The 24,946-nt window shown below is 61.1% G+C and carries 27 protein-coding genes; 10 read left to right on the top strand and 17 right to left on the bottom strand.

Features of this window, described 5'->3' with window-relative positions:
- Positions 1 to 13: 13 nt before the first annotated feature.
- Together AB0P14_RS13060 and AB0P14_RS13055 are read right to left on the bottom strand one after the other, a co-directional pair.
- Complete coding sequence (locus AB0P14_RS13060) at positions 14 to 1,039, bottom strand: 3-hydroxyacyl-CoA dehydrogenase family protein (RefSeq protein WP_363842829.1); 1,026 nt, start codon at positions 1,037 to 1,039, stop codon at positions 14 to 16.
- Positions 1,036 to 1,836, bottom strand: coding sequence for an enoyl-CoA hydratase/isomerase family protein (locus tag AB0P14_RS13055; protein WP_363842826.1), 801 nt, complete (start codon positions 1,834 to 1,836; stop codon positions 1,036 to 1,038). Before AB0P14_RS13055 ends, AB0P14_RS13060 begins: the two co-directional genes overlap by 4 nt.
- A 151-nt stretch (positions 1,837 to 1,987) precedes the next feature.
- On the opposite strand from AB0P14_RS13055, the gene AB0P14_RS13050 reads away from it, so the two are divergent.
- The 3 genes from AB0P14_RS13050 (at position 1,988) to AB0P14_RS13040 (ending at position 5,585) form a co-directional block, all read left to right on the top strand.
- Positions 1,988 to 2,335 (top strand): PadR family transcriptional regulator, encoded by a 348-nt coding sequence (locus AB0P14_RS13050; RefSeq protein ID WP_363842823.1) that lies wholly within the window; start codon positions 1,988 to 1,990, stop codon positions 2,333 to 2,335.
- A complete protein-coding gene (locus tag AB0P14_RS13045) occupies positions 2,332 to 3,075 on the top strand; it encodes a hypothetical protein (protein WP_363842820.1) in 744 nt (247 codons plus the stop codon). The genes AB0P14_RS13050 and AB0P14_RS13045 overlap by 4 nt, the downstream gene beginning before the upstream one ends.
- A gap of 287 nt (positions 3,076 to 3,362) precedes the next feature.
- Positions 3,363 to 5,585 (top strand): S9 family peptidase, encoded by a 2,223-nt coding sequence (locus AB0P14_RS13040; RefSeq protein ID WP_363842817.1) that lies wholly within the window; start codon positions 3,363 to 3,365, stop codon positions 5,583 to 5,585.
- A 122-nt stretch (positions 5,586 to 5,707) separates the two neighbouring features.
- On the opposite strand, the gene AB0P14_RS13035 is transcribed toward AB0P14_RS13040, so the two are convergent.
- The 6 genes from AB0P14_RS13035 to AB0P14_RS13010 form a co-directional block, all read right to left on the bottom strand.
- Positions 5,708 to 6,271, bottom strand: coding sequence for a GNAT family N-acetyltransferase (locus AB0P14_RS13035; RefSeq protein WP_363842814.1), 564 nt, complete (start codon positions 6,269 to 6,271; stop codon positions 5,708 to 5,710).
- A 9-nt stretch (positions 6,272 to 6,280) separates the two neighbouring features.
- The gene (locus AB0P14_RS13030; protein WP_363842811.1) at positions 6,281 to 7,420 is read right to left on the bottom strand and encodes an acetate kinase; all 1,140 of its coding nucleotides are present in this window, start codon (positions 7,418 to 7,420) and stop codon (positions 6,281 to 6,283) included.
- On the bottom strand, positions 7,420 to 9,537 hold the full coding sequence (gene pta / locus AB0P14_RS13025) for a phosphate acetyltransferase (RefSeq protein ID WP_363842808.1): 2,118 nt from the start codon (positions 9,535 to 9,537) through the stop codon (positions 7,420 to 7,422). The genes AB0P14_RS13030 and pta overlap by 1 nt, the downstream gene beginning before the upstream one ends.
- Before the next feature lie 293 nt (positions 9,538 to 9,830).
- Positions 9,831 to 11,015, bottom strand: coding sequence for an acetyl-CoA acetyltransferase (locus tag AB0P14_RS13020; protein ID WP_363842807.1), 1,185 nt, complete (start codon positions 11,013 to 11,015; stop codon positions 9,831 to 9,833).
- Positions 11,012 to 11,725 carry a CoA transferase subunit B gene (locus AB0P14_RS13015; protein ID WP_363842804.1) on the bottom strand — a complete coding sequence of 238 codons (714 nt, stop codon included), beginning with the start codon at positions 11,723 to 11,725 and terminating at the stop codon, positions 11,012 to 11,014. The genes AB0P14_RS13020 and AB0P14_RS13015 overlap by 4 nt, the downstream gene beginning before the upstream one ends.
- A 95-nt stretch (positions 11,726 to 11,820) precedes the next feature.
- Entirely contained in the window at positions 11,821 to 12,543 is a 723-nt protein-coding gene (locus AB0P14_RS13010) for a CoA transferase subunit A (protein WP_363842801.1), read from the bottom strand.
- A gap of 194 nt (positions 12,544 to 12,737) precedes the next feature.
- On the opposite strand from AB0P14_RS13010, the gene AB0P14_RS13005 reads away from it, so the two are divergent.
- The 3 genes from AB0P14_RS13005 (at position 12,738) to AB0P14_RS12995 (ending at position 15,351) form a co-directional block, all read left to right on the top strand.
- Entirely contained in the window at positions 12,738 to 13,517 is a 780-nt protein-coding gene (locus AB0P14_RS13005) for an IclR family transcriptional regulator (RefSeq protein ID WP_363842798.1), read from the top strand.
- A gap of 26 nt (positions 13,518 to 13,543) precedes the next feature.
- A complete protein-coding gene (locus tag AB0P14_RS13000) occupies positions 13,544 to 14,266 on the top strand; it encodes a hypothetical protein (RefSeq protein WP_363842795.1) in 723 nt (240 codons plus the stop codon).
- Between the two features lie 176 nt (positions 14,267 to 14,442).
- On the top strand, positions 14,443 to 15,351 hold the full coding sequence (locus tag AB0P14_RS12995) for an RIO1 family regulatory kinase/ATPase (RefSeq protein ID WP_363842792.1): 909 nt from the start codon (positions 14,443 to 14,445) through the stop codon (positions 15,349 to 15,351).
- Here AB0P14_RS12995 and AB0P14_RS12990 read toward each other — a convergent pair.
- From AB0P14_RS12990 to AB0P14_RS12980, 3 genes are read right to left on the bottom strand one after another with little or no spacing between them, the layout of a single operon-like run.
- The gene (locus AB0P14_RS12990) at positions 15,322 to 15,699 is read right to left on the bottom strand and encodes a GDSL-type esterase/lipase family protein (protein WP_363842789.1); all 378 of its coding nucleotides are present in this window, start codon (positions 15,697 to 15,699) and stop codon (positions 15,322 to 15,324) included. The two genes, AB0P14_RS12995 and AB0P14_RS12990, sit on opposite strands and share 30 nt — an antisense overlap.
- Positions 15,650 to 15,946 (bottom strand): GDSL-type esterase/lipase family protein, encoded by a 297-nt coding sequence (locus AB0P14_RS12985; protein ID WP_363842786.1) that lies wholly within the window; start codon positions 15,944 to 15,946, stop codon positions 15,650 to 15,652. The genes AB0P14_RS12990 and AB0P14_RS12985 overlap by 50 nt, the downstream gene beginning before the upstream one ends.
- 10 nt (positions 15,947 to 15,956) lie before the next feature.
- Entirely contained in the window at positions 15,957 to 16,247 is a 291-nt protein-coding gene (locus AB0P14_RS12980) for a hypothetical protein (RefSeq protein WP_363842783.1), read from the bottom strand.
- A 167-nt stretch (positions 16,248 to 16,414) separates the two neighbouring features.
- On the opposite strand from AB0P14_RS12980, the gene AB0P14_RS12975 reads away from it, so the two are divergent.
- Together AB0P14_RS12975 and AB0P14_RS12970 are read left to right on the top strand one after the other, a co-directional pair.
- On the top strand, positions 16,415 to 17,173 hold the full coding sequence (locus AB0P14_RS12975; RefSeq protein ID WP_363842780.1) for a M50 family metallopeptidase: 759 nt from the start codon (positions 16,415 to 16,417) through the stop codon (positions 17,171 to 17,173).
- 139 nt (positions 17,174 to 17,312) lie between these two features.
- Positions 17,313 to 17,921: a hypothetical protein gene (locus AB0P14_RS12970; RefSeq protein WP_363842777.1), complete on the top strand. Its 609-nt coding sequence runs from the start codon at positions 17,313 to 17,315 to the stop codon at positions 17,919 to 17,921.
- Here AB0P14_RS12970 and AB0P14_RS12965 read toward each other — a convergent pair.
- The 6 genes from AB0P14_RS12965 to AB0P14_RS12940 form a co-directional block, all read right to left on the bottom strand.
- Entirely contained in the window at positions 17,918 to 18,484 is a 567-nt protein-coding gene (locus AB0P14_RS12965; protein WP_363842774.1) for a dihydrofolate reductase family protein, read from the bottom strand. The two genes, AB0P14_RS12970 and AB0P14_RS12965, sit on opposite strands and share 4 nt — an antisense overlap.
- Before the next feature lie 87 nt (positions 18,485 to 18,571).
- Complete coding sequence (secA2, locus tag AB0P14_RS12960) at positions 18,572 to 20,917, bottom strand: accessory Sec system translocase SecA2 (protein ID WP_363842771.1); 2,346 nt, start codon at positions 20,915 to 20,917, stop codon at positions 18,572 to 18,574.
- 208 nt (positions 20,918 to 21,125) lie between these two features.
- A complete protein-coding gene (locus AB0P14_RS12955) occupies positions 21,126 to 21,815 on the bottom strand; it encodes a peptidylprolyl isomerase (protein ID WP_363842769.1) in 690 nt (229 codons plus the stop codon).
- A 42-nt stretch (positions 21,816 to 21,857) separates the two neighbouring features.
- Positions 21,858 to 22,562, bottom strand: a complete 705-nt coding sequence (locus AB0P14_RS12950) for a tyrosine-protein phosphatase (RefSeq protein ID WP_363842766.1) — start codon at positions 22,560 to 22,562, stop codon at positions 21,858 to 21,860.
- 1 nt (position 22,563) lies between these two features.
- Complete coding sequence (locus AB0P14_RS12945) at positions 22,564 to 23,172, bottom strand: GNAT family protein (RefSeq protein ID WP_363842763.1); 609 nt, start codon at positions 23,170 to 23,172, stop codon at positions 22,564 to 22,566.
- A 9-nt stretch (positions 23,173 to 23,181) separates the two neighbouring features.
- On the bottom strand, positions 23,182 to 23,634 hold the full coding sequence (locus tag AB0P14_RS12940) for a DUF6357 family protein (RefSeq protein ID WP_363842760.1): 453 nt from the start codon (positions 23,632 to 23,634) through the stop codon (positions 23,182 to 23,184).
- A 182-nt stretch (positions 23,635 to 23,816) separates the two neighbouring features.
- Between AB0P14_RS12940 and AB0P14_RS12935 the strand changes: the two genes are divergently transcribed.
- Together AB0P14_RS12935 and AB0P14_RS12930 are read left to right on the top strand one after the other, a co-directional pair.
- Positions 23,817 to 24,251 (top strand): DoxX family protein, encoded by a 435-nt coding sequence (locus AB0P14_RS12935; protein WP_363842758.1) that lies wholly within the window; start codon positions 23,817 to 23,819, stop codon positions 24,249 to 24,251.
- A gap of 225 nt (positions 24,252 to 24,476) precedes the next feature.
- Positions 24,477 to 24,911 (top strand): VOC family protein, encoded by a 435-nt coding sequence (locus tag AB0P14_RS12930; RefSeq protein WP_363842755.1) that lies wholly within the window; start codon positions 24,477 to 24,479, stop codon positions 24,909 to 24,911.
- Positions 24,912 to 24,946: the final 35 nt, after the last annotated feature.

Genomic DNA, 24,946 nt, shown 5'->3' with positions numbered 1-24,946 from the left:
TAAGTGGAGCTGATCAGGCTGGGGAATCTGCGTCCCAGTCGAAGAATCCGCGGCCGGTTTTGCGGCCCAGTTCACCGCGGGCCACTTTCTCTCGCAGGATATCCGGGGCGGCAAAACGTGGCCCGAGGGTGGCGGCTAGGTGCTCGGCGATGTCCAGCCGAACATCCAGACCCACCAAATCCGTGGTGCGCAGCGGGCCGGTTTGGTGCCGGTAGCCCAGAACCATGGCGGCGTCGATGTCTTCCGCCGAGGCCACCTCATCCTGAAGCATTCGCATGGCTTCCAACGCCAGAGCAACACCAAGCCGAGAGGAGGCGAACCCGGGTGAATCGGCAACCACGACGGCGGTCTTGCCCAACGCCGCGACCCATCCTTGCGCCGTGGTCACCAAGGCATCCGGGGTGAGCTGGCCCCGGACGATCTCCACGAGCGCGGAAGACGGGACCGGATTGAAGAAGTGCAGGCCCAGGAACTGCGCTGGACGTACTAGCTGTGCGGCCAAGTCCGTCAGCGACAAAGCCGAGGAGTTGGACGCCAGCACGGCCGTCGGCGCGAGGTATGGTTCGGTCCGGCGCAGTGCTGCGACCTTGAGATCACGATCCTCCGGAACGGCTTCGACCACGAGTGCGCAGTTGGCGAAGTTGGCAACGTCCGTGAACACGGCGAACCGCTCCATGATGCCGGGGCCAGCTAAGGCGCCCACGTCGGGAGGGGTCTTATCCAGGGCGGCGGGGTTCAGGGTGGAGGGGTTCAGGGTGGCGGGGTTCAGGGTGGCTGGGTTCCGGGCGGTGGGGTTCAGCGCGGCGGCCTGCTCGCCGTCAGCTGCCAGCATTCGTGCCCCGGACCGCGCTAGGGACTTTTCCACCGCGCGTTCCACCCGGGAGCGGGCGGCGGCGGCAGCACCGGCGTCGGACTCCACGACTCTCACATTGCACCCGGCCATGAGGAACGCGTGGGCGATGCCGGAGCCCATCCGTCCGCCACCTAAAACCCCCACGTATTGCGGAAGAGCAGAGGTCGGGGCCGCCGGATTTCTCATGCCCTTCTCCGATCCAGAAATGCCTGCATACGAGCGAATTTGGCGGGCGACTCAAAAAGTTCCGCCTGCGCTTGGTTATCGATGGCGGGGTGGGCGTCGCGCGGTGCGTGGAACACCCGTTTTGTGGCCTGAACGGCGAGCGGGTCCTGCGCGCAGATCCTGTCGGCGAGTGCGTGGGCGGCGGCCATCAGCTCCGCCGGTTCCACGAGTTCGCTGATCAATCCCACGGCGAGGGCGCCCTCGCCGGTCAGGATGTAGCCGGCCAGGAGCATCTGCTTCGCGACTGGTTCGCCCACCAATTCCTTGAGCCGCCAGCTGGCCCCTGCCGCTGCGAGGATGCCTAACTGCGTTTCCGGCTGTCCCACGCGCAAGGCCCGGGTGCCGATACGGAAGTCCGCGGCGTAGGCCAACTCTGCGCCGCCGCCCAACGCGTATCCGTCCAGGGCGGCAATGACGGGCATGGGAAGCTGCGCAATCCGTTCAAAGAGGGTGGAGTTGATACCAGCCAGCGCGTCTTCTCGCCGCCTCTGGATCAACTCCCCAATGTCAGCTCCGGAGGCAAAGAAACCCTTGGTCCCGGCGGCTTCATCGCCCGGGGCTCCTGTCAGGATGAGCACCTGCGGATGACCCTCCAGACGCTCACACACTTTGTGGAGGTCTGCCACCATTTGGGCGTCAATGGCGTTGCGGACGTCGGGCCGATTCAGCTGCACCGTGACCCGGGCCCGGTCTAGATCCTGGGTGACCAGAAGCGTGGCGAAGGAAGTGAGCGCGGGGAGGTGTCCGGCGTCGTCCATCAACTAGCCTCCAACCGCGGGACACGGTCGGCACATTACCGACCGATCGTTCTATAAATATTCCATGGAACGAAGAAACGGTCAATGACCTCCGATAAATCCGTACCGACACATGATTGACAGCCTGACTAGTTAATCAGACAATCTAGTTATGACAACGGAAGAAACCACCTCATGGCCCAGCGATTGGCTGCGCGCCGTGCTGGGATTGAGCGTGCTTCGGGTACTGGATAGCGGGAGATCCTACGGATACGCCATCACCAGTACGCTGGCCGACGCCGGATTGGGCCAGATCAAGGGCGGCACGCTCTACCCTTTGCTGACCCGCTTCGAGACCGCTGGTTGGGTGAGCACCGACTGGCAAGCCGGCACCGCAGGCCCAGGCCGCAAATACTTCTCACTCACCGAGGCAGGCCGCGCAGAACTGGCACGGCAGCGTCTGCACTGGCAAGCGTTCGCCGCCGTCACCAACAACTTATTCACAGGGGATCCATCATGAACACTGACAGCCGCATCCGATCTGCCACCAGCAAGGCAACGCAGAAATGGCTCGATGAGCTGACCGTTGAGTTGCGATTGCGTAATGTCACGGGAGCCGCGATTGGAGACACGTTGGCATCGGTGCAGGAATTTGTTGCCGATTCGGGCCAGGCGCCGCTTGATGAGTTTGGCTCCGCACAAGAGTATGCGAACACCCTTGACCTACCTACAGCCCCCGCCGGCGAGACCCGAAAGGCCATTGTTCGGGCTGCTTTTGGCATTGTCGGATTCATCGTTTTCAACTCCACGATCGGGCCGTGGGCCACTGGTGGAAGGTTGGATCTAAATCTCCCGCAACTACTGCTGATGATGGTTCCTTTTGCGCTCGTGGCAGCACTTCCGCTGTATCTGCTGCAAGGCATCAAAAATCTCTGGCCGCTATTTCTCGCCATCTCCGTTGGCATGGCCAGCGCGCTTCTTGCCGCATTTCTTGCACCAAAACCGGGCGAGGAAGCATGGCTTTCACTGAACCCGACTCCCCTCCTTGTGGCGAGCATTGTGCTGCTGTTGGTGGTCTCCGTAATCGGAACAATCAGCGCCCTCACCGGCCCGGATGAACGGCTCCGCGATCCGCTGGAGGACCCCGCAACCTCGCGACGCAAGACTGCCCTCTCAAGGACCGGAGACGTAGTGGTGCAGTGGATGTTCCCCTTGGCCGCACTTGCTCTTTGGGGATTGACGACGGCGTTGCGCGCCTAAGCGGGCCGGCGGGCGCTCCGGTGGGTGACAGCACCGCGCCGTCCCTCGCCGTCCGGCGCAATCCCTCGCAATCCCTCGCCACCCCTCGCCGAGTGCGCAGATAACGTACGGCAAAACACCCCAAAACGGTCTGAAGCGTACATTATCTGTACATTCGAGGGGGTCGGAGCGGTCTATGGGCCCGAGCGGACCGGGGCCGAAATGCTGGTGGCCTCCTGCGCTCCGCTCTTGGCATAGCTGCCCGCCTCCGCCTGCGCTCCCGCAAACCTCCTCGCTACAGTGGATTCATGACGACTTCCGATGCCGCAGCACCCACGAACGTTTCCGAATCTCTCCCGGCAAACACCCCCGCCGCTCCCGCAGCTCCCCCGGTTGCCAAGAAGGTCCCCGTGGAGCGCACCCACCACGGGGACACTTTTGTGGATAACTACGAGTGGCTGCGCGAGAAGGAAAACCCGGAGGTTGTGGCGCATCTGAACGCCGAGCAGGCCTACACGGATGCCGTCACAGCCGGGCAGGAACAGCTCCGTACGGATATCTTCAACGAGATCAAAAACCGCACGCAGGAAACCGACCTCTCGGTCCCCAGCCGCAAGGACGGCTGGTGGTACTACGGACGCATGGTCGAGGGCCAGGCCTACGGCATCCAGTGCCGCGTCCGCGCCGAAAGCAATGGGACGCTCGACGATTGGACTCCCCCGCTCGTTGAGCCAGGCGTTGACGTCCCCGGCGAGCAAATCATCCTCGATGGCAACGTCGAAGCTGAAGGCCAGCCGTTCTTCTCGATTGGCGGCGCCGCCGTCACCCACGACGGCAACCTCTACGCCTACGCCGTGGACAACGCCGGAGATGAACTTTTCACCATCCGCATCAAGGATCTGCGCACCGGCCAACTCCTACCCGACATCATCGAGAACGCCTTCTACGGCCTGACATTCTCCCCCGACGGCAGCACGCTCTTCTACATGCTGGCCGACGATTCCTGGCGCCCCCACCAAGTCAAAACCCACGTCCTCGGCACCCCTGTAGAGAGCGATCAAGTCCTCTACCAAGAGGATGACGTGGCCATGTGGACCGGCTTCGATCTCTCCGCTGACCGCCGCCACCTCATGATCAGCATTGGCTGCTCCGAGTTCAGCGAGACCCGTCTCCTGGACTTCGCCGCCCCGGAAAAGGGCTTGCAGGTGCTCATCCCCCGCAGTGCCGAGATCTTGTACGACGCCGAACCCTTCCTTCTCGATGGAGTCGAAAAGGTCCTGCTCACCCATGACCGTGACGCCGTCAACTCCATGATTTCCCTGGTTGACGCTGCGGAGTTCAGTAAGCCCGTGGATCAGCAAGTCTGGGAAACTGTTGTCCCACACGATCCTGCTGTACGCATCAACGGCGCCTCCGTCACGGCCACCCATATGGTGGTTTCGCTGCGCAAGAACACCATCGAAAGTGTTCAGGTGACCGAGCTGGAAGGCTTGGGGACCGCGGCGCAGGCGGCCGCCGTCGAGCCTGCCTTTGATGAGGAGCTGTACACGGCCTCCATGGGCGGCAGCGAGTACGAATCCCCCGTCATCCGCTTGGTGTACACCTCAGATTTCACGCCGCCACGCGTTTACGATTACGTGCTGCCGGTAGGCGATGCTGGCGGCGAGCTGCTGTTACGCAAGGAAACCCCCGTACTGGGCGGCTACCGCTCCGAGGATTACGTTGCCACGCGTGAGTGGGCCACGGCCGCGGACGGAACTCTGGTTCCGCTCTCGGTGCTGCGCCGAGCGGATCTGCCGCGCGATTCCGCCAACGCCGGAGTGATTTATGGCTACGGCTCCTACGAAATGAGCATGGATCCGGGCTTTGGCGTGCCGCGGCTCTCACTGCTGGATCGCGGCGTGGTCTTTGTGATTGCGCATGTGCGCGGCGGCGGCGAGATGGGCCGGCCCTGGTACGACGACGGCAAGAAGCTGAACAAGAAGAACACGTTCACCGACTTCGTGGCCGCCACTGACTGGCTGGCTGGTTCCGGCTGGGTGAATCCGGCACGCATTGCGGCCCTGGGCGGTTCGGCTGGCGGGTTGCTGATGGGGGCCGTGGCGAATCTGGCCCCGGAAAAGTATGCGGCCATTGTGGCGCAGGTGCCTTTTGTGGACGCCCTGACCACCATTTTGGATCCGGAGTTGCCGCTCTCAGCTCTGGAATGGGAAGAGTGGGGCAACCCCATCACCGATCCGGCCGTGTACAAATACATGAAGGAGTACACGCCTTACGAGAATGTGAGGGCCGTGGCTTACCCGAAGATCGCCGCCGTCACCAGTTTCAATGACACCCGCGTGCTCTACGTGGAACCGGCCAAGTGGGTGCAGGAACTGCGCGCAGTATCCACCGGCACCGAACCGATTGTCATGAAGATCGAGATGGACGGCGGCCACGGCGGCGCGTCCGGCCGCTACGAAGGCTGGAAGACCCGCGCCTGGGATTACGCGTTCCTGGCTGATGCGATTGGTGCCACCGAGCTGCGCTAAATCTCGACAGGCTCGACGCCCGGTTTCAGCGATCGAAATCCGCGCCCGTCCCCCATAAATGCTCCCGGTCTACGGGGCGCATTTGTGGGGGACGGTAGCGGAAACAGTGGGGCCCCCAAGGTTTAGGCGCTGCGCACCACGGCGTAGACGGCTTCTGAGGTCCATTCGCCCTTCAGATACATGTTGTTGCGCAGCACGCCCTCGCGCTGCATGCCCAACCGTTCGCAAATACCGGCCGACGCCGCGTTCCTGGCATCGAGCCGGGCTTCCACCCGGTAGAAATCCAGCTGATCCAGGGCCAACTCCAGCACCGCACGTGCAGCCTCGGTGGCATAGCCCTTCCCTTGGGCAGCTGGCGCCATGGTCCAACCAATTTCGCCGAAACGCTGCGGCTGCGGCCCCTCTGGCTTACCACCCTCGTTCCATTTCAACGCCATCTCACCAATGAGGCCCGGCTGGCCGTGAAGCTCGACGGCGAACGTGGCCCAATGGCCCGGCTCGTCAAAAGGTTCCTCAACATAGCGGGCAATTCGCGCCATGCACTGGGCATAGCTGCGAGCGTCCCCGTACAGGTACCGCGCCGTTTCCGGCAGCCGCTGGTACTCGTAATAGGCGTCGAGATCCGCGGTGGTAAAGCGCCGCAGAAGCAACCGCTCGGTGGCCAGTGGGTAGGGAATTTCAACCATGGAACGAGCCTAACTCAGCGATCTAAGCACGACGGCGGCGCTCGCCTCGGCGATCGCCTGCTCTTCATCCGTGGGAACCACCAGCACCGGAATTAATGAATCCGGGGCACTGATCACCCGGGGGTCACCTGAGCGCACTAGGTTCGCGGCGTCGTCGAGCTTCACACCCAGCGCGCCCAAACGTGAGGCAACTAGAGCCCGGAAATCGGCAGAGTTCTCACCAATGCCGGCCGTGAACACCAGGGCCTGCGCCCCGCCCACCGCCACATGGTAGCCGCCAATGTACTTGGCCAGCCGGTAAGAGGTGATGTCCAGGGCCACGCGGGCACGGGCATCCCCGGCGGCAGCGGCCTCAACAATGGCGCGCATATCGTTGTTGCCGGCGAGCGCCTTGAGCCCGGATTCCTTGTTCAACATGGTGTCGATATCGTCCGCGGAAAGGCCCTGGCGCTGCAAGAAGACCAGGATGGACGGATCAACGTCTCCGCTGCGGGTGCCCATGACCAGGCCCTCCAACGGCGTGAATCCCATGGACGTGTCAATGCTGGCGCCACCCTGGATGGCTGTCAGGGACACGCCGTTGCCCAAGTGCGCCACCACGGCGTTGAAGTTCTCCACCGGGATCTCCAGCAGTTCCGCCGCCCGTCCAGTCACGAACTGGTGCGAAGTGCCATGGAAGCCGTAGCGGCGGATCCCGTACTGGCGGTACAGCTCATCCGGCACAGCGTAACGCCAGGCGTGTTCGGGCAGGGTGCGGTGGAATGCGGTATCGAAAACTGCCACCTGCGGCATGGTGGGCCATTTGGCCGTGATGGCCCGGATGCCCAGCACATTGGCCGGATTGTGTAGCGGGGCGAGGGGGTTGAGCCGCTCGATGGCGCGCGTGATTTCATTGTTGATCAGGACCGGCTCGCTGAATCGTTCCCCGCCATGGACCACTCGATGTCCGACGGCGTCCAGCGGCTTCTGCGCCAACTCGCTGTCCAGCGCGGCCGCCACCTGATTCATGGCCTCACCATGATCGGCCGGTCCGCCAGCCCCCTCACCAATGCGATCAATGAGCCCGTTGGCGGCAACCTCATTAGTGTCGGTGTCGCGCACCTGGTACTTCAACGAGGATGAGCCGGAGTTGATGACGAGCACGCGCATTAGGAATCCTTGGAGTCAGTGGTTGATGCCCCGGTGGTTGAGCTTGCCGAAACCTGGGCCTGGATCGCGGTGATGGCCACGGTGTTCACAATGTCTTCCACGGTGCAGCCGCGGGAGAGATCATTGATGGGCTTGTTCAATCCCTGCAAAACAGGCCCCACGGCAACAGCACCTGAAGACTGCTGCACCGCTTTATAGGTGTTGTTGCCGGTATTGAGGTCGGGGAAGATGAATACCGTGGCCTGCCCTGCCACGGCCGAGGCCGGCAATTTGGAAGCGGCAATGGAGGCGTCCACGGCGGCGTCGTACTGAATGGGACCTTCGATGGCCAAATCAGGACGGGCGGCTCGGGCCAGTTCAGTGGCACGGCGAACCTCGTCCACAGCTTCACCGGAACCGGAACCACCTGTGGAGTAAGACAGCATAGCGATGCGCGGCTCCACCCCAAATTGGGCAGCCGTTTCGGCGGAGGCAATCGCAATATCGGCCAGTTGCTCCTCGTTGGGCTCCGGGTTAACAGCGCAGTCGCCGTACACCAGCACCCTGTCCGCCAGCAGCATCAAGAACACCGAGGACACAATGTTCACGCCGGGCCGGGTCTTCACAAATTCCAAGGCCGGGCGGATGGTGTTGGCCGTGGTGTGGGCAGCTCCGGAGACCATACCGTCCACATGACCCAGCTGAACCATCATGGTGCCAAAGTAGGAACCGTCCAGCATGATCTCGCGGGCCTTTGCCAGGTCAATGCCCTTGTGAGCGCGCAGCCGCTGGTACTCCACAGCAAAGGACTCCCGCAGTTCAGAGGAAGCCGGATCAACAATGCTGATACCGCTCAAATCGATGCCGTGGGATGCGGCCAGTTCCTCGACGGCGGCTACCGAACCAAGAACTGTCAGCTCACACACATCGCGGCGGTGCAGGATCTCAGCTGCCGCCAGCACCCGGGAGTCGCTCCCCTCGGGCAGCACAATGTGTTTGCGTTCGCTGCGGGCCCGCTCAATCAACTCATGCAGGAACCGCAACGGGGTCATGGTGGCTGGGCGGGGCAGCGTGAGCCGTTCCAACAGCTCCGCCTCATCCACGTTGCGGGCCCAGCCACCCATGGCAGCAGCAATCTTCCGCCGCTGCCCCGTATGGATCTCGCTGCGCACCTCACTGATCGCTTGAGCGGCACTGAAGGTGTCGGCGTCGTACGCAAAAACAGGGAAGGGAGCATGCGCCAGGAAGGGGAGCACATGCGGATCCGGGGCGAGGCCCCCGGTCAGGACCATGCCGCTGGGGACCGGGAATTCAGGCGAGAACGCGGAGGCCAGCGTGGCCACCATGACATCGGCGCGGTCACCGGGAACGATCACCAGATCGTGGGCCTCGAGCTGGCTCAGGAAGTTGCCCACGGTCATGGCGGCGACCTTGATGGCGTGGACATCGCGCTCCAGCTCAGAACTACCAGCCATCTGACGCAGCTTCAAGGCGGCGGCGACCTCCCCCACCGTGGGCCGGGAAATCTCCGCGATTTCGGGAAGCACATAGACCGGGCGGTGGCTGTGGCCGGGTCGGATAGCCGCGGTGATGGCGTCCATATCCTTCGGATCGGCACGATTGACCATCATGGCCAGCAGCGAGCAGTTCTCCGAGGCCAGCTCCTTGCGGGCGACATCGACGGCGTCGGCGATCTCCTGTGGGCTCAGTCCGCGGGCGCCGACAACGGCCAGCATGGGCAGCCCCAGATTGTTGGCCAGACGGGCATTGAGATCAAATTCCACGGCCGCGTCCTGGCCGGTGAGATCGGTGCCTTCAACAATGATGACATCGGCGTGTTTGGAGATTTCACTGAAGATCTCCACGGCGCGGGCATCAATTTCTTCACGCCGTCCGGCCGCCATGAGCATGCGCGCCTCGGCGCTGGTCATACCGGCACGGCACACCTGCTCGTCCATGTTGTACATGCGGCGCAACATGGCCACCGTGGGATCTTTTTCCGGATCCGCAGCAGAGGTGATGGGCCGGAAGAAGCCAATCCGATCCGCGCGCCGGTGCAGGGCGTCGGCCAGTCCCAAGGACACCAACGTTTTACCCGAACCGGGGGTAGTTGCACTGACATAAACTCCACTGGACATGGTCATTTTTCGCCTTTCGCACGGATACCTCAATCCAAGCATGTCGCGGCCAGTTCCGGAGCAAATGGCGGCGTGAATCACGTGTCATTCGCTAAGAAGTCACAGGCTCACCCCGGCGTGGGGCCTGATTGCTGATGCCCACGGAGATCTCTGCCCAGTCCTGAACTGCTCGCCGCCCTTCGGACACTGCCTCACGTTCTGAGGTGTTTTCGAGAAAGAGCTGCCCATTTGGCAGGTCCTGGGACATTGAATGGACAGGCGATGCCCCTTAGCAAATTCTCAAAGTTTGGAAGCTAGATGGCTTCGAGGATGCTGACGTAGTTGGCGATGCCTACGCCACCCATGTTTTGCACGGCGGCCCGCCGCGGGTTGGACAGTTGCATGACACCGGCCGTGCCAGTGAGTTGCATGGCGGCAATGACGTGCTGGGATACACCTGTTGCGCCGACGGGGTGGCCCTTGGCCTTGAGTCCGCCGGAGACGTTGATGGGGAGTTTGCCGTCCTTGTAGACCCAGCCCTCCTCAATGGCGCGGCGTCCCTGACCGGGTTCAGCGAGGCCCATGGTCTCGTACATGAGTAGTTCCGCGATGGTGAAACAGTCATGGACCTCGGCGAAATCCAGATCCTCCAGGCCAACACCCGCCATGGCAAAAGCACGCTCAAAGGAGGTCCGAACACCGGCGAAGGCTGTGGGATCACGGCGATCGGTGGGCAGGAAATCGTTGGCCTGGCCGAAGCCTGCAAGCCGGACCGGAGCAGTGACTCCTCCCGTGGGGGAAAGCGAGAGGATGACGGCGGCAGCACCGTCGGACACGGGGGAACAGTCGGTGCGGCGCAGGGGGTCGGCAACCATCGGGTTTTTGTCAGAAACGGTGCGGCAGAATTCCTCACCGAGGTCCTTACGCAGCTGAGCGTAGGGGTTGTCCACGCCGTTGCGGTGGTTCTTTGCGGCGATGGAACCGAGCACATCACCCACAGATCCGTAGCGATTCTCGTAGTGCTTGGCGACCTCGGCAAAGAGTCCCGTGAAGCCAGTCGTGGACGGCTTGCCGGCCATGTCATAGTCGGCACCGAGCAACGCTGCACCGACTACATCGGCACCAGCGTGCGTCATCTTCTCTGCCCCAATGACCAACACCGTTTTAGCGGTACCAGCCAACAATGCTTTAGCTCCCTGCTGCATCGCGGCCGATCCAGAGGCGCAGGCGTTTTCAACGCGCGTTGCCGGCACCCCGGCAAGGTCCTCGGAGACCTGCAAGGCCAGCGATGAGGGGAAGGCCAGTGGCATCATGCCGGAGTTGAACTGGCCCAGGTAGATTTCATCGATCTGTCCGGGCTCAAGGCCGGAATTGTTGATGGCGTCCGTGGCGACCTGAACGATGAGGGACTCCAGCGTCTCCTCAGTCAGCTTTCCGAACTTGCTGTGACCCCAGCCAGTCAGCAGGATGTCTTTGCCAAATTGTTCGCGCAGGCTCATGCCGTGGCTCCTTCAAGGTTTGAGGTGCCGGCACTGGCGGCATCGAGCCGGGTAGTAAATGTGGGTTCAGTAGCGGCTTGGATATCTTCCACCGTGACTCCGGGCGCAAGGCGAGTAAGGACTAAGGAGGGGGTGCCCCCATCAGCCGAGTTGCCGGCGTCGTTGGTTTCAATGTCAAAGACGGCCAGGTTGGTGATGATGCGGTTGACCACGCGGCGCCCGGTCAGTGGAAGGGAGCATTCGTTGACGATTTTCGGGGTGCCGTCCTTGGCGGTGTGATCGGTCAGGACGACGACGCGCGGGGTGCCGGCGACGAGGTCCATGGCGCCGCCCATGCCCTTGACCATTTTGCCGGGGATGGTCCAGTTGGCGAGGTCGCCCGTTGCGGAAACTTCCATGGCGCCGAGGATGGCGACCTTCACGTGGCCGCCGCGGATCATGCCGAAGGAGGTGGCGGAGTCGAAGATGCTGGCCCCGGGAAGCAGGGTCACTGTTTGCTTGCCCGCGTTGATCAAATCTGCGTCTTCCTCTCCCTCGTAAGGGAAGGGGCCCATGCCCAGGATGCCGTTCTCACTCTGGAGTGTGACGCGGACGCCGTCGGGCAGGTTGTTGGCGACCAAGGTGGGGATACCAATCCCTAAGTTGACGTAGTCGCCGTCGTTGAGTTCTTCGGCCGCGATGGCGGCCATGTCGTTACGGGTCCAAGCCATGATGCAGGCTCCTTAAGTTTTGGGGAGGGAAGTTTTTCGGGGAGGGCAGTTTGAGGCAGAGGTCGGTGCCAGAGGAGCGGGTTAAGTAGAGACGGTCAGGCGGGGACAGTAACGGCTTCGTTTCGGGGCCGGACGGTGCGCTGTTCAATGTCCTTCACCCGGGCGGTGGCCTGAACTAGGCGCTGGACGTAGACGCCCGGGGTGACGACATTATTCGCGTCCAGCGAACCGGGCTCCACAATGACTTCAGCTTCAGCAATCGTCATCCGCCCCGCCGTAGCAATGACGGGGTTGAAGTTCCTTGCGGTGTACCGGTAAATCAGATTGCCATCAGTATCGGCTGTGTGGGCGTGGACTAGGGAGACATCGGCGATGATGGCCCGCTCCTGAACGTAGAGTTCGCCGTCGAATTCTGCATGTACCTTGCCCTCGGCAACCAAGGTACCCACGCCTGTTTTGGTGTAGAACGCAGGGATCCCGGAACCGCCAGCGCGCAGACGCTCGGCCAGAGTGCCTTGAGGCGTGAACTCGACGTCCAACTTTCCCGCCAAATACTGCTCGGCGAAGAGCTTGTTTTCACCAACATAAGAAGCAATGACCTTAGTCACCTGACCGGCCTCAAGCAATACACCCAGGCCCTTGCCATCCACGCCCATGTTGTTAGAAACCACCGTCAGTCCCGTAACACCGGAATCCCGGACGGCCTCAATCAGATCTGCAGGGATCCCGCTCAGGCCAAAACCGCCCACAGCCAACGTCATGCCGTCGTGCATCACCCCGGCCAGCGCTTGGGCGGCGCTGCTATGAATCTTGGTCATCTGAATCTCCTCGTTGAGCTCATTCCAAGCATCGTCCACGTTATGGACTGCTTGCTATTACCCCGAGCCTAGAGAGCTTCACATTGGGCTGTCAAGGCGTTACATTTCCATGAATTCGTGCGTATTTACAGTGTGGATGATATCCTTTCAAGTATCCACAATATGGACAATAAGCTGACGGTAGAGGCCATTCGATGAATCAACAACCAATTCAGGGTGCGCAGGTGGTGGGCCGGATCGCGGCGCTGCTGCGAATTGTCAGCAGGAAGCCGGAAGGATCACCCCTCATGGAAGTGGTCAAAGAATCTGGGCTGACCCGCCCTACTGTTCACCGCCTGTTGACCTCCCTCGCTGCCGAGGGGCTCTTGGACCACGACAGCGCCACCGGTAACTGGGTGCTGGGACCGGAAGCGTTACTCTTGGGCTCCGTTGCGGCGGCCCGATTCCCCGTGGAGGACATTGCCCGGCCCAGTCTGCGCCGCTTAGCCGAAGAGACGGGTGAGAGTGCCTTCTTCTCCGTCCGCCGCGGCGCCGAGACCGTGTGCCTCATGCGAGAGGAAGGCGCCTTCCCCATCCGCTCGTTCGTACTCCACGAAGGTGTGCGTTTCCCCCTCGGCATTGCATCGGCCGGCATCGCGATCATGTCCTTCCTCCCCGTCGCTGAGCAAGAACAGCTCCTGGCCCGCTGGGATGAGCACGCCGGAGCATTTGCCAGCACGCAAAGCCCTGCTCTGGTCCGGGAAAAGTTAGCCCAAACTAACGCGGTGGGCTATTCGGTGAATCCCGGACTCGTGCTGGAAGGCAGCTGGGGCATGGGCGCCGCTGTCTTCGACACGCACGGCAAGCCTGCCTGGGCGCTGTCACTAACGGGAATTGAGCCGCGCTTTCGTGAAGAACGCCAAGAGTTCCTCGGCCGGCTCCTCTTGGAAGAGGCGCACCAGATCACCGGAAGACTACAAAACGGCATGAGCTAGGCGCACCGCCCGTTAGAGTTGGCGGCATGTATGAAATTGGCGAACTGCTCTTCGGGCGAATGAATGGTCCTCTCGACATGGCCGCGACTGCCGCCACGGTTCTGGGCGCGCTCCTGCTCTGTGCAGCGTTGGTACTGATTAGTCGGCGCAATGATGTTGGCTGGATGCTGGCCGTAGCTGCCATGCTCTTGCCCGTACTCGCCTCAGCGCTTAAGTTCCCGCCCCTAATGTTGGATTCGCCTCTGACATTGCTGCTGTTCGCGGCCGGGGCCGCCCTGACCCTGGCAGTTGCCGGCGGCGCCGCTGTATACGCCCTATTTTTATTCCGGAAGCTACCGTTGGCTGCCCCCTTGACACGCACCGTGCTGCCACGACCTTTCCGTGGGCCGGACGTTGTAGGGCCGGCGGCCGTTGCTATTGTGTATTCGCTGGCTTCATTAGTGGTGGTTGCCGCAATTTTTACTGGCATACACGCCCCGCTCAGCAGTGTCCCGTGGCTCACCGTGTTACTCAATGGGTTCCTTGCCGGGCTGGCCCCAGCTGCACTTGTGGGCTTGGCGAATCGGTCTCGATGGGCATGGCTATTGTTCGTCGTCGCCGCGATAGTTGCCATTTACAGCACCGTGATGACGGCGCAGGGCTCGGTATTGATCTTCCTGTACGTAGTGCAAGCCGGCTTGGCGATTGCCGGTTGGCAGCGCTGGGGCACTCTCGCCAGCAGCACCAACAATGCTACCGCCCCAAAATAGTCGCCTCGCTGGGCATGCACCACGAAATCAATCGTTGACACTTCCCACACACCCGTGGTGATATGAAGTGTCTTTTCGCCATGCCTGAACCGACCCGAAGGAGGACCCAATGATTGTTTCCGCAGCACCTCGCGCCCACAACATTCGCTTTGCCCTCCCCAGGAGTCGATTCACCCATGAAGTATTCTGCTGAGCAACAGCCATTCGAAAAAACCCGTAAGTCTTCCAAGCATCACCTTCCCCGCCCTGAGACCAATTACTTTGGGGCACAGCTGCGCCCCGCCGACTGGAACGTCCTTGACGATTCTCTGGGCGAGAATCAGCGCTGGTCCACGTGGCCAGATCTGGAAAAACTCATGCGTGGTCCCACGCCCTATCCTGAATTGGTCATCGAGGATGCTGCCGCTATTGACACTGAACTTGGCGTGCTGAAAACCGGCAAGGAAGCGGACGTGTTCTTAATTGAGCGGGCCACCGATTCCCGCAGTGCACTGTTGGCCGCCAAACGCTACAGGTCCGCCGATCAGCGGCTGTTTCACAGATCAACCGCCTACACCGAGGGCCGTTCGGTGCGCCGTTCACGCGATGCCCGTGCCCTTGCGAAGGGCAGCAGCTACGGCCGGGAAGTGGAGGCCACCAGCTGGGCCAACGCTGAATGGACGTATCTGCGCATGGCATACGAGAATGGCATCGCCGTGCCCTATCCGGTGCAAATTTGCGGCAATGAAATTCTGATGGAATTCATTGCTGACCCCGAGAACCCGGGCGTTGCGGCCCCGCGGCTGCAAGCCACCCATCCGAGCCCTGAACAGTTACAGGGTTATTGGGATCAGCTCGTTGAGGCCATGAGCAGCTTCGCTCGGATGGGCTTCGCACACGGGGACCTCTCGCCCTATAACGTGCTGGCCGCCGGAGACCGTCTGGTCATCATTGACCTGCCGCAACTGGTGGATTTGGCTGGTAACTTCCAAGCTGCAGAGCTTTTGGCTAGGGACTGCCGGAACATGTGCGCCTGGTTTACCTCCCGCGGTTTGGAGGTCGACGACGGACACCTCCTAAGCGAACTTCTCGCCACCGCTTGGTGAGAGACCCATCCAGCGGTCCCAGGCTGGTGCCACTAGCTCATACATAGCTTGGTATCCCTGGGACCGCGGATGTGCGCCGTCGCCTTCAAGGACCTGTTGCCGCCATACGGGGTGGCGTTCCAGCACGGAGAAGACTTCCACGTAGGGAACGCCCCGTGCACGGCATAGCGCCAGGAAACGGTTGGAGAGTTCGGCGATCCTGGCGTTCTGCGCATCCTCAGATACGGCTGGCGGCCCCACTACCAAGACGGAATCTCCGGAGATTGTTTCTAAGATGCGCTCTAGATTGGCGCAGGAATCAGCCGGCAGAATCCGGGGTACCCCATCCACGTAGGTGGTGTCGTTCACCCCCCATGGAGAGGACCACACGGGTGGGGCGCAGAGGGGACCGTCGCTGGTCAATTTCCGCGCCGATCCTGTCAAGGATTTGAGCGGAGGTATTGCCGCGAATGCCCAAATTGTAGGCGGTGACCGGGTGCCCCGCGGTAGCCTGCCGAGTTGCCAACCAGCCAGTCCAACCCAAGGCCGTTTCATCACCAATCCCAGCCACGAAGGAATCCCCAACAAAACAGATCTGCTGCTCGGCCGGACTCATGTGGAGGCGCTCACGCGGATGCTTCGATCCGGCCCGGAAGGAAAGGAAGCCACGGGGCCGAGTAGATCAGCGGCGCGGTGGCACCCGACTCAACGGTGAACTTGGCCCGGCCAAACGTCCAGAACCTGTTGTGCAGGAAAACGCTGACCTCAACCTCACCCCGGATTTTCCAGTTGCGCGTGCCCCACTGCGTAGGTTGGGCCACGCCATCAATCACCACGGTGGGCTTGGGAAAGAACCCCAGCCACGGCTTGCGAAGGGTTAGCTCAAAACGATGAAGTGCTTGTGGGGTATCAGTCACGCTGAAAGCTTATCCTCGCTGGTCTAATTCCAAATCGCAGCTGATGCGATAAAAGCTCGTGATTCATCGCATTAGCTGCAGTTTCGAAGCATTCCGTAGTCTGTTCCGCCGCCGGCACCTAGGCAGTTTCGTCAACAACCCCCAGCAACATGCTCTAGCCTTCAGGAATGGATAATGCAGCGCAACAGCTCGGAAACGCAGCCACCACGTGGTGGAGCGCAGTCCTAGCTGGCTTTACTCGGACCGAGCCACTCAGCGTTCCCGCTGGCATCCTTTTGGGCATCCTGGCAGTTGCCATCGTGCTGAGCATTCCGCGAGTCACGTGGCGCTGGTTCGGCTTGTACGTAACCTTTGTGCACGAACTTGGCCACGCCTTTGCTGCTCTCATGACCGGGCGAGTGGTGCATGGACTGAAGATCGGACTAGATCATTCCGGCCAGCTGGTCAGCAGTGGCCGCCGCGGTTTTAGCGCTACCTGGTCTGGTTTTTGGGGCTATCCGGCACCTGCCGTTGTAGGGCTGTCGCTTGTGTGGTCAGTGTCGGCAGGCTGGGCCGGTGCGGCGGCCTCCATCGGTGCGCTGATCCTTCTGCTCGCCCTGATATTCTTGCGGAATTTTACCGGGATCATCGTTGCCCTACTGAGCGCGGCCATCGCCCAAACCCTTGTCATGTTCGCCGATGCGCAGACTGTCAGCTGGGCGATCTTGGCCTTAGGAATCGCGTTGGGAGTCGGCTCGGTGCGCGACTTTTTCAAGGTCGCAGCCGTGCATACCCGCCGCCGCAACCAGCTCACCAGCTCCGACGCGTACCTACTCGCCCAGGCGACCGGCGTGCCGTCCTTCCTCTGGCTCACCGGCTTTGCCCTCGTCATTGGCGGCTCGGCAGCCTGCTCGGCCTACTTCGTGTGGGGAATACTGGCCATATAGCGCTCAATCGTGCTGATACTCTTGCTCAGTGCGAGGTGGCCCTGCCGCGCAAAACCGCTGGTGGGGACACCTACAAACGCACTTGGGGAAGTACATGATTGAGCATCCGGAAAAGTCTACAAAGCGTTCGAAAAGGCCGATGGTCATCGCTGCCATCGCCGCAATCGTGACCCTCTCAATGGGATGGCTGGTGGCCGATAATTTCTTTGCTTCTGAGGATTCAAACACCGTTCCGCTGACGTCCGCATCGCCCCTCTTTGTGGCGGACGAGTTCGGGTTTTCGGTCAAGTTTCCGGCAGTACCGGAGCGCCAGGACCAGGCCCTCAACTCCGGCGGGCAAGATCTGACCGTCACCACTTTCAGCGCGGGGGAACTGGACTCCGGCTTCGGATTGTCCACCACGTTGGCCCAGTGCACACCCGTAGGCAAGGACCTCGACGCCCGTTTGCAGGCCTCCGCCGCTGGCGCTATCCAGGGCGCCGCAAAGTCAACTGGCTTCTCTCCCACGGTGAATTCACAGACACCCTTCACCGTTGCCGGGAGCCCTGGCTTGCAGACCGATTTCACCCTAACCGAGGGCTCAGACACGCTCCATGTCATGTCGGCCGTTGTGATCAACGGCCCGCGCTTCTACACTTTGTCAGCCAACAACCCGAGCGAGGAGAGCTGGTCAAACTTCCTCGGCTCGTTCACCATCACCAAAGACCCCGCTGCATTACCCGAGTGCGCCCCCTTGGCCGGAAGCTAGACGGTGGTCTTCACTGCGTAGTGGAGATGTACGACGCCGTTGCCAAAGCGTTGCTGTCCCAGCAGTTCCAGCCGGGTTTCCTTGATCTCGGGAAGTGCTGGTTTCCCTCCCCCGACCAGCACGGGTGAGATGAAGAGGTGAATTTCATCCACCAATCCGGCGCGCAATGCTTGGCCGCCCAGTTCGGCCCCTCCCACGGAGAGGTCATGATCGGCGTCGGCCTTCATGCGGCGGATGGTCTCGGGATCAAAAACGCGTTCGATCCTGGTCCGTGATGTTGACACCTCCTCCAGGGTTTTGGAGAACACCACCTTGTCCGTGCCGTGCCACAAGGTGGCGTAGTCCCGCATCACCTTGATGAGATCTGTTTTCCCGTAGAACTCTTCCCAGACTTGCAGTGTCTGGTACATGCGGCGCCCCAACAGGAACGTGCCAATGTCCTCTTGCAGATTGTTGATGCAGCTGTGGACTTCATCGTCCGGCATAGCCCACCCAAAGCCGCCATCCTTGTCCTCGATGTAGCCGTCCAGCGACGTGATGGCTGCGTAAATGAGCTTGCCCATGGTGCGCGTCTCCCTGCAGAATCTGGCCCGGTGTTCAATCTGGTCCGGTTGTTCACCAGTATTCGCGCATTGGGCGGAGCTGGAAAGCTATTTGCCCATCTTTTTCAGGAGCCATTTCACGATTTGGTCCGTTTGGTTTCCGAACGGGTTTTCATCAACAACGTAAGTCCATGTGGTGGATCCGCTGCGGATGCCTGCAGCGTCAAGATCAATATGCCCGTCAACGACTTCTAAGGACTCCACGGTTTCCAGTGCATTGGTGCGGGCGTCTTCGAGGAAGCCTTCAAAGGTCCTGATGGTCTCCCTCCGGAATTCATCCAACGGGTTTTGCCGGCCTAGCGCGCGCAAGTGGATTGCGGCCCGCTGCTCCGAAAGCTGGGCCAGGTGGTCACTCCAAAGTGCGTCAAGTTCAAAGAGCATCACGGCACGGCATACGCGGGCCAGTTCTTCTTCACCAAGGGCACTGCGCAAGTGTTCCAAACGGTCGCCGACTTCTCCGTCGGCACGTTCCGCCAACGCGTACAGCGCCGCATCCCTCTCATGGAGGAACGTCTGGCGGTCGGCCAGCACCACGTTTCGCTGGTAGGCGATTAGCTCGTTGTACTTCCACGAGTTCTGCTGCGTGGTGAAGCGTTCGGCCTCGGCGAGCCGCTGCGCCTTGTCCAAGAGCGAGGACACACCCGCCCTGGTGACCAGTCCGGCGTCGTCCGCTTCATGGGCCACCGAGTCGGTGAGTTCCAGACCATGTGCTTCCTGCCCGTTGGAGGCAGGGTCCTCCATGCTGGAGAAAATGAGGCTGGCTCCGGGATCACCCTGCCGCCCGGCCCGGCCCCGCAGCTGCGCGTCCAGTCGAGGCGAATAAAAGCGGCCCACGATGATGACCAGCAGCCCACCCAGGGCGGCCACTTCGGCGTGCGCGGTGGGATCTGCCGGGGTCCCACCCAAAAGAATGTCGGTGCCACGGCCAGCCATCTGCGTCGAAACGGTGATGCTCCCCCGGCGCCCGGCCTGGGCAATGATCTGCGCTTCGAGGCTGTCATTGCGGGCGTTGAGAACCTGAGCGTCGATTCCCGCCGTCGTCAGAAGCTGCGCAAAACGCTCGGAGGTTGCCACGTCGTGGGTGCCCAGCAGCACCGGTTGGCCGGTGGCGTGAGCTGCCTGCACCGCCACCACCACGGCGGCATCGCGCTGGGCGGCCGTGGCGTAAATCTTCTCGGGCATATCCGTACGGATGCACGGTTTATGGGAGTCCACCCGGCCGGCGTCGAGCTCGTAATGCGTGCGCAGATACTCCGCAACAGCCACAGCGGTGCCGCTCATGCCGGTGACGGTGGTGAAACTCTTGATCAGATCCCGCACCAACAACTGGTCCAGAATCTCGCCCTGCTCGGTTTTGTGCAGCCCTTCCTTGGTTTCCACGGCAGCCTGCAAGCCATCGGGCCAGCGCTGCAACGCAGCCACCCGTCCGCGGGAATCGGAAACAATCTCGGCCTTGCCGTCGCGCACAATGTAGTCAACGTCGCGCTGCAGCAGGACCTGCGCATGCAGCGCCGTATTGATGGAGGAAAAGAGCGGGGTCCCTGCCGCCGAATAAAGTTCGACGCCGGGCCACCTCGCCTCCACTTGGGCCAGCCCCACGTCGGTGAGCGAAACGTTCCGTTTGTCCGGTTCAACGGTGAAGTCGATGCCTGGACGCAGCGCCTTGACGAAGTCCGCTACATCCACGGATTGCAACTCGCTGCGCGCCCGGCCCGCCAAAACCAGCGGAACCGTGGCTTCATCCACCAGAACGGAGTCAATTTCATCCACGATGCACACGTCAAAGGGCTGCAAGGTGGCTTGCTCCGGTTCGGTGCAGGTGCGGTCCCGGAGGACGTCGAAGCCGAGCTCGTTGACGGAAACGTAGACGACGTCCGCTGCATAGGACTGGCGGCGCTCTTGCGGTTCCATGGCCTCAGTAACTGCAGCTACTTCAACGCCAAGTAGCTCAAAGAATGGTTTCATCCAGGCTGCATCACGCTGCGCCAAGTAGTCATTGACGGTCAGGACATGCACGCGGCGGCCGCGAAGCGCCTGTGCTCCGGCAACCAGTGCACCCACCATGGTTTTACCTTCGCCGGTGTCCATCTCCACCACGGTGCCGTCCAGCATGGTGGCAGCAGCCAGAAGCTGGGTGTCGAACAGTGCCATGTCCAGAGTTTCTTGGACGAAAACCTTGGCAGCAGCAAGGTATTTCTCCAGCTCGGCATCACCCCACGCGGCACTATCGGGTAGCTGTTGCAACAGGTTGCGCGCTTGCTCCCCCGTTAAGGTGGTGGCCCTGGCTGCGGCCCGGGCAACTAGCCCGCTGTGCGTTGCCGTATCTGCGACGCCCGGGGCATTGAAGAGCCAGCTCTTGAATTTCTTAGGGAGAAGCAAGGGTCCTCGAGTCATGGGGAGTTCAAATAGCCGGTAATCCCCACGGTACTCATGGCATGACGCGGAACACAATCACGGGGGTAAACTTCGCCGGGTTATCGTGCTCAGCAACGCTCATCGGGGCGCAGGGCGGGCTCAGCGCGGGGCGGGCGGGCTCGGCGCGGGGCGGGTGGGCTCGCGGTGGGCCATCTAAATCCACGCGGGACCGCAAGGAAAGAACGCTTTATTCGAAGTGCGCCGCTCCAAGTACCGCGGGCGCAACCGGCTCGCCGTCCTGCGCTCCGCTCGTGGTGCCCTGCTCAGCCACGTTCTCCACGGCATCGAGTCCGCTGGTAATCTCACCCATCACGGTGTACCCGCCAGCAGCATCCCGGCCAATGGTGGTATCGCCGTACACAATAAAGAACTGACTGCCATGACTGTTCGGTTTGTTGGTGCGTGCCATGGCGAGAGTGCCACGCTTGTACACATTGTTATCCGGCGCGTTTTCAACAGGACCAAAGTTATAGCCAGGTCCACCCGTTCCGGTTCCCGTGGGATCACCGCACTGCAGAATATCGAAGCCACCCGTGGTCAGGCGGTGACACTTGGTATCGACGAAGAAGTCAGTCTGCGCCAAATGCAAGAACGACGCCACCGCCTGCGGAGCCTTGTCGCCAAACAACGTCACACCTAGTTCAGCACCGTTGAACTCCAAAGTGCCGTGCCACTGACGACCTTCAGCTTTAGCGAGGTCAGGGGCAGCCACATCCGCGGCACCCCCAGCCTCTTGATCACTGTCCTCCCCCACCTTGGACATCAGCGCCATCCCGCCGCCGACAATGACCCCCAGCGCCACAAGCAACCCGACAATCAGAAGGACCATTTTCTTGGAATTGGCGGCGACAGCTGGTTTGGCTTGAGGATTATGCATGCCGCTCAGTCTAGAAGAGAACTACACTTTCCCCTGCCACCATTACAAACTGCTCCGCGCCATCACAGCATCAATTTCGGCCGCACTAACCCCGTTGTTGAGCAGGAAATTCCGTACGTCGATGGTCTCAGCAAATTCCTGCACAGCTGCACCACGCCCCTGCACCACCTCTTCCATCTCCGCCACATCCAAGTGCCGCTCGTAGGGGTGCTTCACCGGCGAGACCAAATGCCATTCATTGATACCGCGCGCCGCCAACTCATCTTCAGCCAGGGTCCGCTCAGTCTGCCCCTGCATGGTCAGCAGCATCGTGGCGATCAACCCGGTCCGATCCCGCCCGGCAGAACAGTGAATCACCACCTTGCCCTCCGCGGCCGCCAGCTCATTGAAAACCCTTGCAACCTGGAGTGGGAAAAGTCGCACGATGTCCGAATAAAGCCGCGGATGGTTCATGTAGGGGTGGAAAAGTTCCCGATACATGGGATCGTCCGGGTCTTCCGTTGGTGAATGTACGACGGCGAACCTTAGCTGAGCATCTTCTCTCACCACCGGGTCTGTGGGCCTGCGCTTGCGTTCGCCCGGGTTCCGCAGGTCGATGATGGTGCGCACGCCGTCGTCGTAGAGCTGTTCCCAGCCACGCTCGGTGAGCCACTCACTGCGGCCCATCCGGTAGATGTCACCGGCAAGTTGACGGGCGTTGACAGCGCCTTCCCACTGCGGGCCGAGCTGATCTTCGGGGGACTTCATCTCAGCGCTCTTTCTCTAGGCGGAAGTCAAGCCCGTTGCGGACTTGCGGCCATTCAGCGGCCAAGATGGAAAAGACCACGGTGTCTCTCAAACTTCCATCAGCCAAGCGCCTATGTGCCCGCAAGATGCCGTCCTGTTTGGCACCGAGGCGGGCGATAGCCTCCCGCGATTGCGTATTCATCCAATGCGTGTGAAATTCCACCACCTCGCAGCCAAGCGTCTCAAACGCGTACTCCAGTAAAAGCTTTTTACTGTCCGGATTGGTTCCCGTACCCTGCGCACTGAGCGCATTCCATGTGGCACCTATTGCGAGCCGGGGAACAGTGAGGTCAATGGCGTAATAACTGGTCAGCCCAATCACCCCGCCCGGCTCCCCCGTTACGGGATCATTGCGCCGCACCGTGAATGACAGCTCAGTTCCGGCCTCATGCGCGGCTAGTCGCTTCTTAATATCGGCGCGCATATCCTCAGGACGCGGCACTGTGGTGTACCAAAGGTTCCACAGTTCGCCGTCGGACGCCGCAGCCACCAAGTCATCGTGATGGTCCAGACTCAGTGGCTCGAGAGTGACATATTTACCGCGGAGGGTGACGGGTTCAAGGGAGCTCATGAAACCACTTTAGGGCCCGAGATATTTTCTTGCCCTCGACCAGTCCGTTTGCACAGTGGCATGGCGTAAGGCAGCGACCAGCTGAACGCGTTTAAGCAGACGAAAGTTGGCGCCATGAGCAAGTAACAGCCTCTTGTCCCACGGGATTTTCCAGAAGATGCGATCAACATCGCCGTCTTCTGAGAGCAGTATGGGATCCAGTAGCGCCACGGCCGCTTCTTCATCCAGCACTCCGCCACTACCAGCCTTGCTCGCCAAGGGGGTCAGTGCGCAATACAGCAGCAGGTGCCGCGTCAGGCTAGAGCTAATAACAGCGAGATGAGCTTCCGCAATGGGGAAACTGAACTCCCGTGGCTGATGCAAGGCATCTGCCCCGCCAACCACCTGGAGCAGCAGCTTATGCTCATGCCTAGTCACAAACGGGAGCCATGAGGATTCGCGGCTAAAGACAATCTCATCCATGAGCCCACCTTAACTCTTTGCACCCAGACGACCCTTAACTCCTTGCGCCCAGACCACCCACCCTTTGGTTGACACATCAACTTATTGCATGACATGATTTTATTGAAGCTTCAATGATTTGATGCTCGGCGCTTCATCCAGAAGGCCTGCCCCATGACCCCAAAAGAGACGTTGAGAATCCCATGAACAACCTTGCCCTGAACACAGCAGCCCGAACCATTCTTCGCATTGTGGTTGGCTTCCTCTTCGCAGCCCACGGCTGGCAGAAGTACAACGAATTCACCATCGCCGGAACCCAGGGAGGATTTGCCCAGATGGGCGTCCCTGCCGCTGACGTGATCGCACCGATTATTGCAACACTGGAACTGGTGGGTGGAATCGCCCTGATCTTGGGCCTGGCAACGCGCCCGTTCGCAGCACTGCTGACATTGAACATGCTCGGCGCCATCATTCTGGTCCACGCCTCCGCGGGCGTATTCGTAGAAGGTGGCGGCTACGAGCTGGTACTGCTCCTGGGCGCATCGGCTCTGGCGGTTGCTTTGGTGGGCCCCGGCAAGTTGTCGCTGGACAATGCCCTGTTTGGACGCTCCACGTCCAAGTTGCGCGTCCTGGCATAACCTCCCCTGAAGTAAACAAGGCGCACGACTCCATCAGGAGCCGTGCGCCCTTATTTATACGCAGCCGGGCCCCTCGGAGCTGCGGCAGTATCATTGTGCCGCAGCTCCACCGGGCGTGGCGTGCGTATAAATAAAGTCCACTTTGGCTATACGCGGATCCAGCACTCGGAATTGCGCATAAACCAAATAATGGACGCCCAACGCCTGCACGGGCAGACTTTCACCATGAGCTACTCACTACAAATAGTGGTTGACTGCACCAATCCGCACGAACTTGCTGATTGGTGGGCAGAAACCATGGGCTGGCAGGTGGAGCCCTCCGATGAAGAGTTCATCCGTTCCATGGTCGCCAAAGGTTTCGCCACCGAGGAGCAAACCACGCTCCACCATGGCATCCTCGTTTGGGCAGATGGCCAAGCCATCAACCCAAACGCGGACACGAGCGCCGGAGCGCCCCGCATCTTGTTCCAGCGCACCGATCAGGAAAAGCGAGGCAAGAACCGCATTCATTGGGACGTGCGGATCGGCGATGACGACAAAGCGACGGTTCGCACCAATTTGGAAGCCCGCGGTGCCACCTTCCTCTGGGAAGCCAGCCAAGGACCGCATACCTGGTTCACCATGGCAGACCCCGAAGGCAACGAGTTCTGCATCAGTTAGTGAGCGCAGCAAGACATCCACTGCGCTCTAGCTCA

The sequence above is a fragment of the Specibacter sp. NPDC078709 genome (assembly GCF_040686795.1).
GTDB lineage: Bacteria > Actinomycetota > Actinomycetes > Actinomycetales > Micrococcaceae > Specibacter.
This window is presented reverse-complemented; position numbering and strand designations above follow the sequence as displayed.

Excerpts from the sequence above, each read along its gene's own strand:
- AB0P14_RS13060 (WP_363842829.1), bottom strand. The coding sequence starts at position 1,039 with ATGAGAAATCCGGCGGCCCCGACCTCTGCTCTTCCGCAATACGTGGGG.
- AB0P14_RS13055 (WP_363842826.1), bottom strand. The coding sequence starts at position 1,836 with ATGGACGACGCCGGACACCTCCCCGCGCTCACTTCCTTCGCCACGCTT.
- AB0P14_RS13050 (WP_363842823.1), top strand. The coding sequence starts at position 1,988 with ATGACAACGGAAGAAACCACCTCATGGCCCAGCGATTGGCTGCGCGCC.
- AB0P14_RS13045 (WP_363842820.1), top strand. The coding sequence starts at position 2,332 with ATGAACACTGACAGCCGCATCCGATCTGCCACCAGCAAGGCAACGCAG.
- AB0P14_RS13040 (WP_363842817.1), top strand. The coding sequence starts at position 3,363 with ATGACGACTTCCGATGCCGCAGCACCCACGAACGTTTCCGAATCTCTC.
- AB0P14_RS13035 (WP_363842814.1), bottom strand. The coding sequence starts at position 6,271 with ATGGTTGAAATTCCCTACCCACTGGCCACCGAGCGGTTGCTTCTGCGG.
- AB0P14_RS13030 (WP_363842811.1), bottom strand. The coding sequence starts at position 7,420 with ATGCGCGTGCTCGTCATCAACTCCGGCTCATCCTCGTTGAAGTACCAG.
- pta (WP_363842808.1), bottom strand. The coding sequence starts at position 9,537 with ATGTCCAGTGGAGTTTATGTCAGTGCAACTACCCCCGGTTCGGGTAAA.
- AB0P14_RS13020 (WP_363842807.1), bottom strand. The coding sequence starts at position 11,015 with ATGAGCCTGCGCGAACAATTTGGCAAAGACATCCTGCTGACTGGCTGG.
- AB0P14_RS13015 (WP_363842804.1), bottom strand. The coding sequence starts at position 11,725 with ATGGCTTGGACCCGTAACGACATGGCCGCCATCGCGGCCGAAGAACTC.
- AB0P14_RS13010 (WP_363842801.1), bottom strand. The coding sequence starts at position 12,543 with ATGACCAAGATTCATAGCAGCGCCGCCCAAGCGCTGGCCGGGGTGATG.
- AB0P14_RS13005 (WP_363842798.1), top strand. The coding sequence starts at position 12,738 with ATGAATCAACAACCAATTCAGGGTGCGCAGGTGGTGGGCCGGATCGCG.
- AB0P14_RS13000 (WP_363842795.1), top strand. The coding sequence starts at position 13,544 with ATGTATGAAATTGGCGAACTGCTCTTCGGGCGAATGAATGGTCCTCTC.
- AB0P14_RS12995 (WP_363842792.1), top strand. The coding sequence starts at position 14,443 with ATGAAGTATTCTGCTGAGCAACAGCCATTCGAAAAAACCCGTAAGTCT.
- AB0P14_RS12985 (WP_363842786.1), bottom strand. The coding sequence starts at position 15,946 with ATGAGTCCGGCCGAGCAGCAGATCTGTTTTGTTGGGGATTCCTTCGTG.
- AB0P14_RS12975 (WP_363842780.1), top strand. The coding sequence starts at position 16,415 with ATGGATAATGCAGCGCAACAGCTCGGAAACGCAGCCACCACGTGGTGG.
- AB0P14_RS12970 (WP_363842777.1), top strand. The coding sequence starts at position 17,313 with ATGGTCATCGCTGCCATCGCCGCAATCGTGACCCTCTCAATGGGATGG.
- AB0P14_RS12965 (WP_363842774.1), bottom strand. The coding sequence starts at position 18,484 with ATGGGCAAGCTCATTTACGCAGCCATCACGTCGCTGGACGGCTACATC.
- secA2 (WP_363842771.1), bottom strand. The coding sequence starts at position 20,917 with ATGACTCGAGGACCCTTGCTTCTCCCTAAGAAATTCAAGAGCTGGCTC.
- AB0P14_RS12955 (WP_363842769.1), bottom strand. The coding sequence starts at position 21,815 with ATGCATAATCCTCAAGCCAAACCAGCTGTCGCCGCCAATTCCAAGAAA.
- AB0P14_RS12950 (WP_363842766.1), bottom strand. The coding sequence starts at position 22,562 with ATGAAGTCCCCCGAAGATCAGCTCGGCCCGCAGTGGGAAGGCGCTGTC.
- AB0P14_RS12945 (WP_363842763.1), bottom strand. The coding sequence starts at position 23,172 with ATGAGCTCCCTTGAACCCGTCACCCTCCGCGGTAAATATGTCACTCTC.
- AB0P14_RS12940 (WP_363842760.1), bottom strand. The coding sequence starts at position 23,634 with ATGGATGAGATTGTCTTTAGCCGCGAATCCTCATGGCTCCCGTTTGTG.
- AB0P14_RS12935 (WP_363842758.1), top strand. The coding sequence starts at position 23,817 with ATGAACAACCTTGCCCTGAACACAGCAGCCCGAACCATTCTTCGCATT.
- AB0P14_RS12930 (WP_363842755.1), top strand. The coding sequence starts at position 24,477 with ATGAGCTACTCACTACAAATAGTGGTTGACTGCACCAATCCGCACGAA.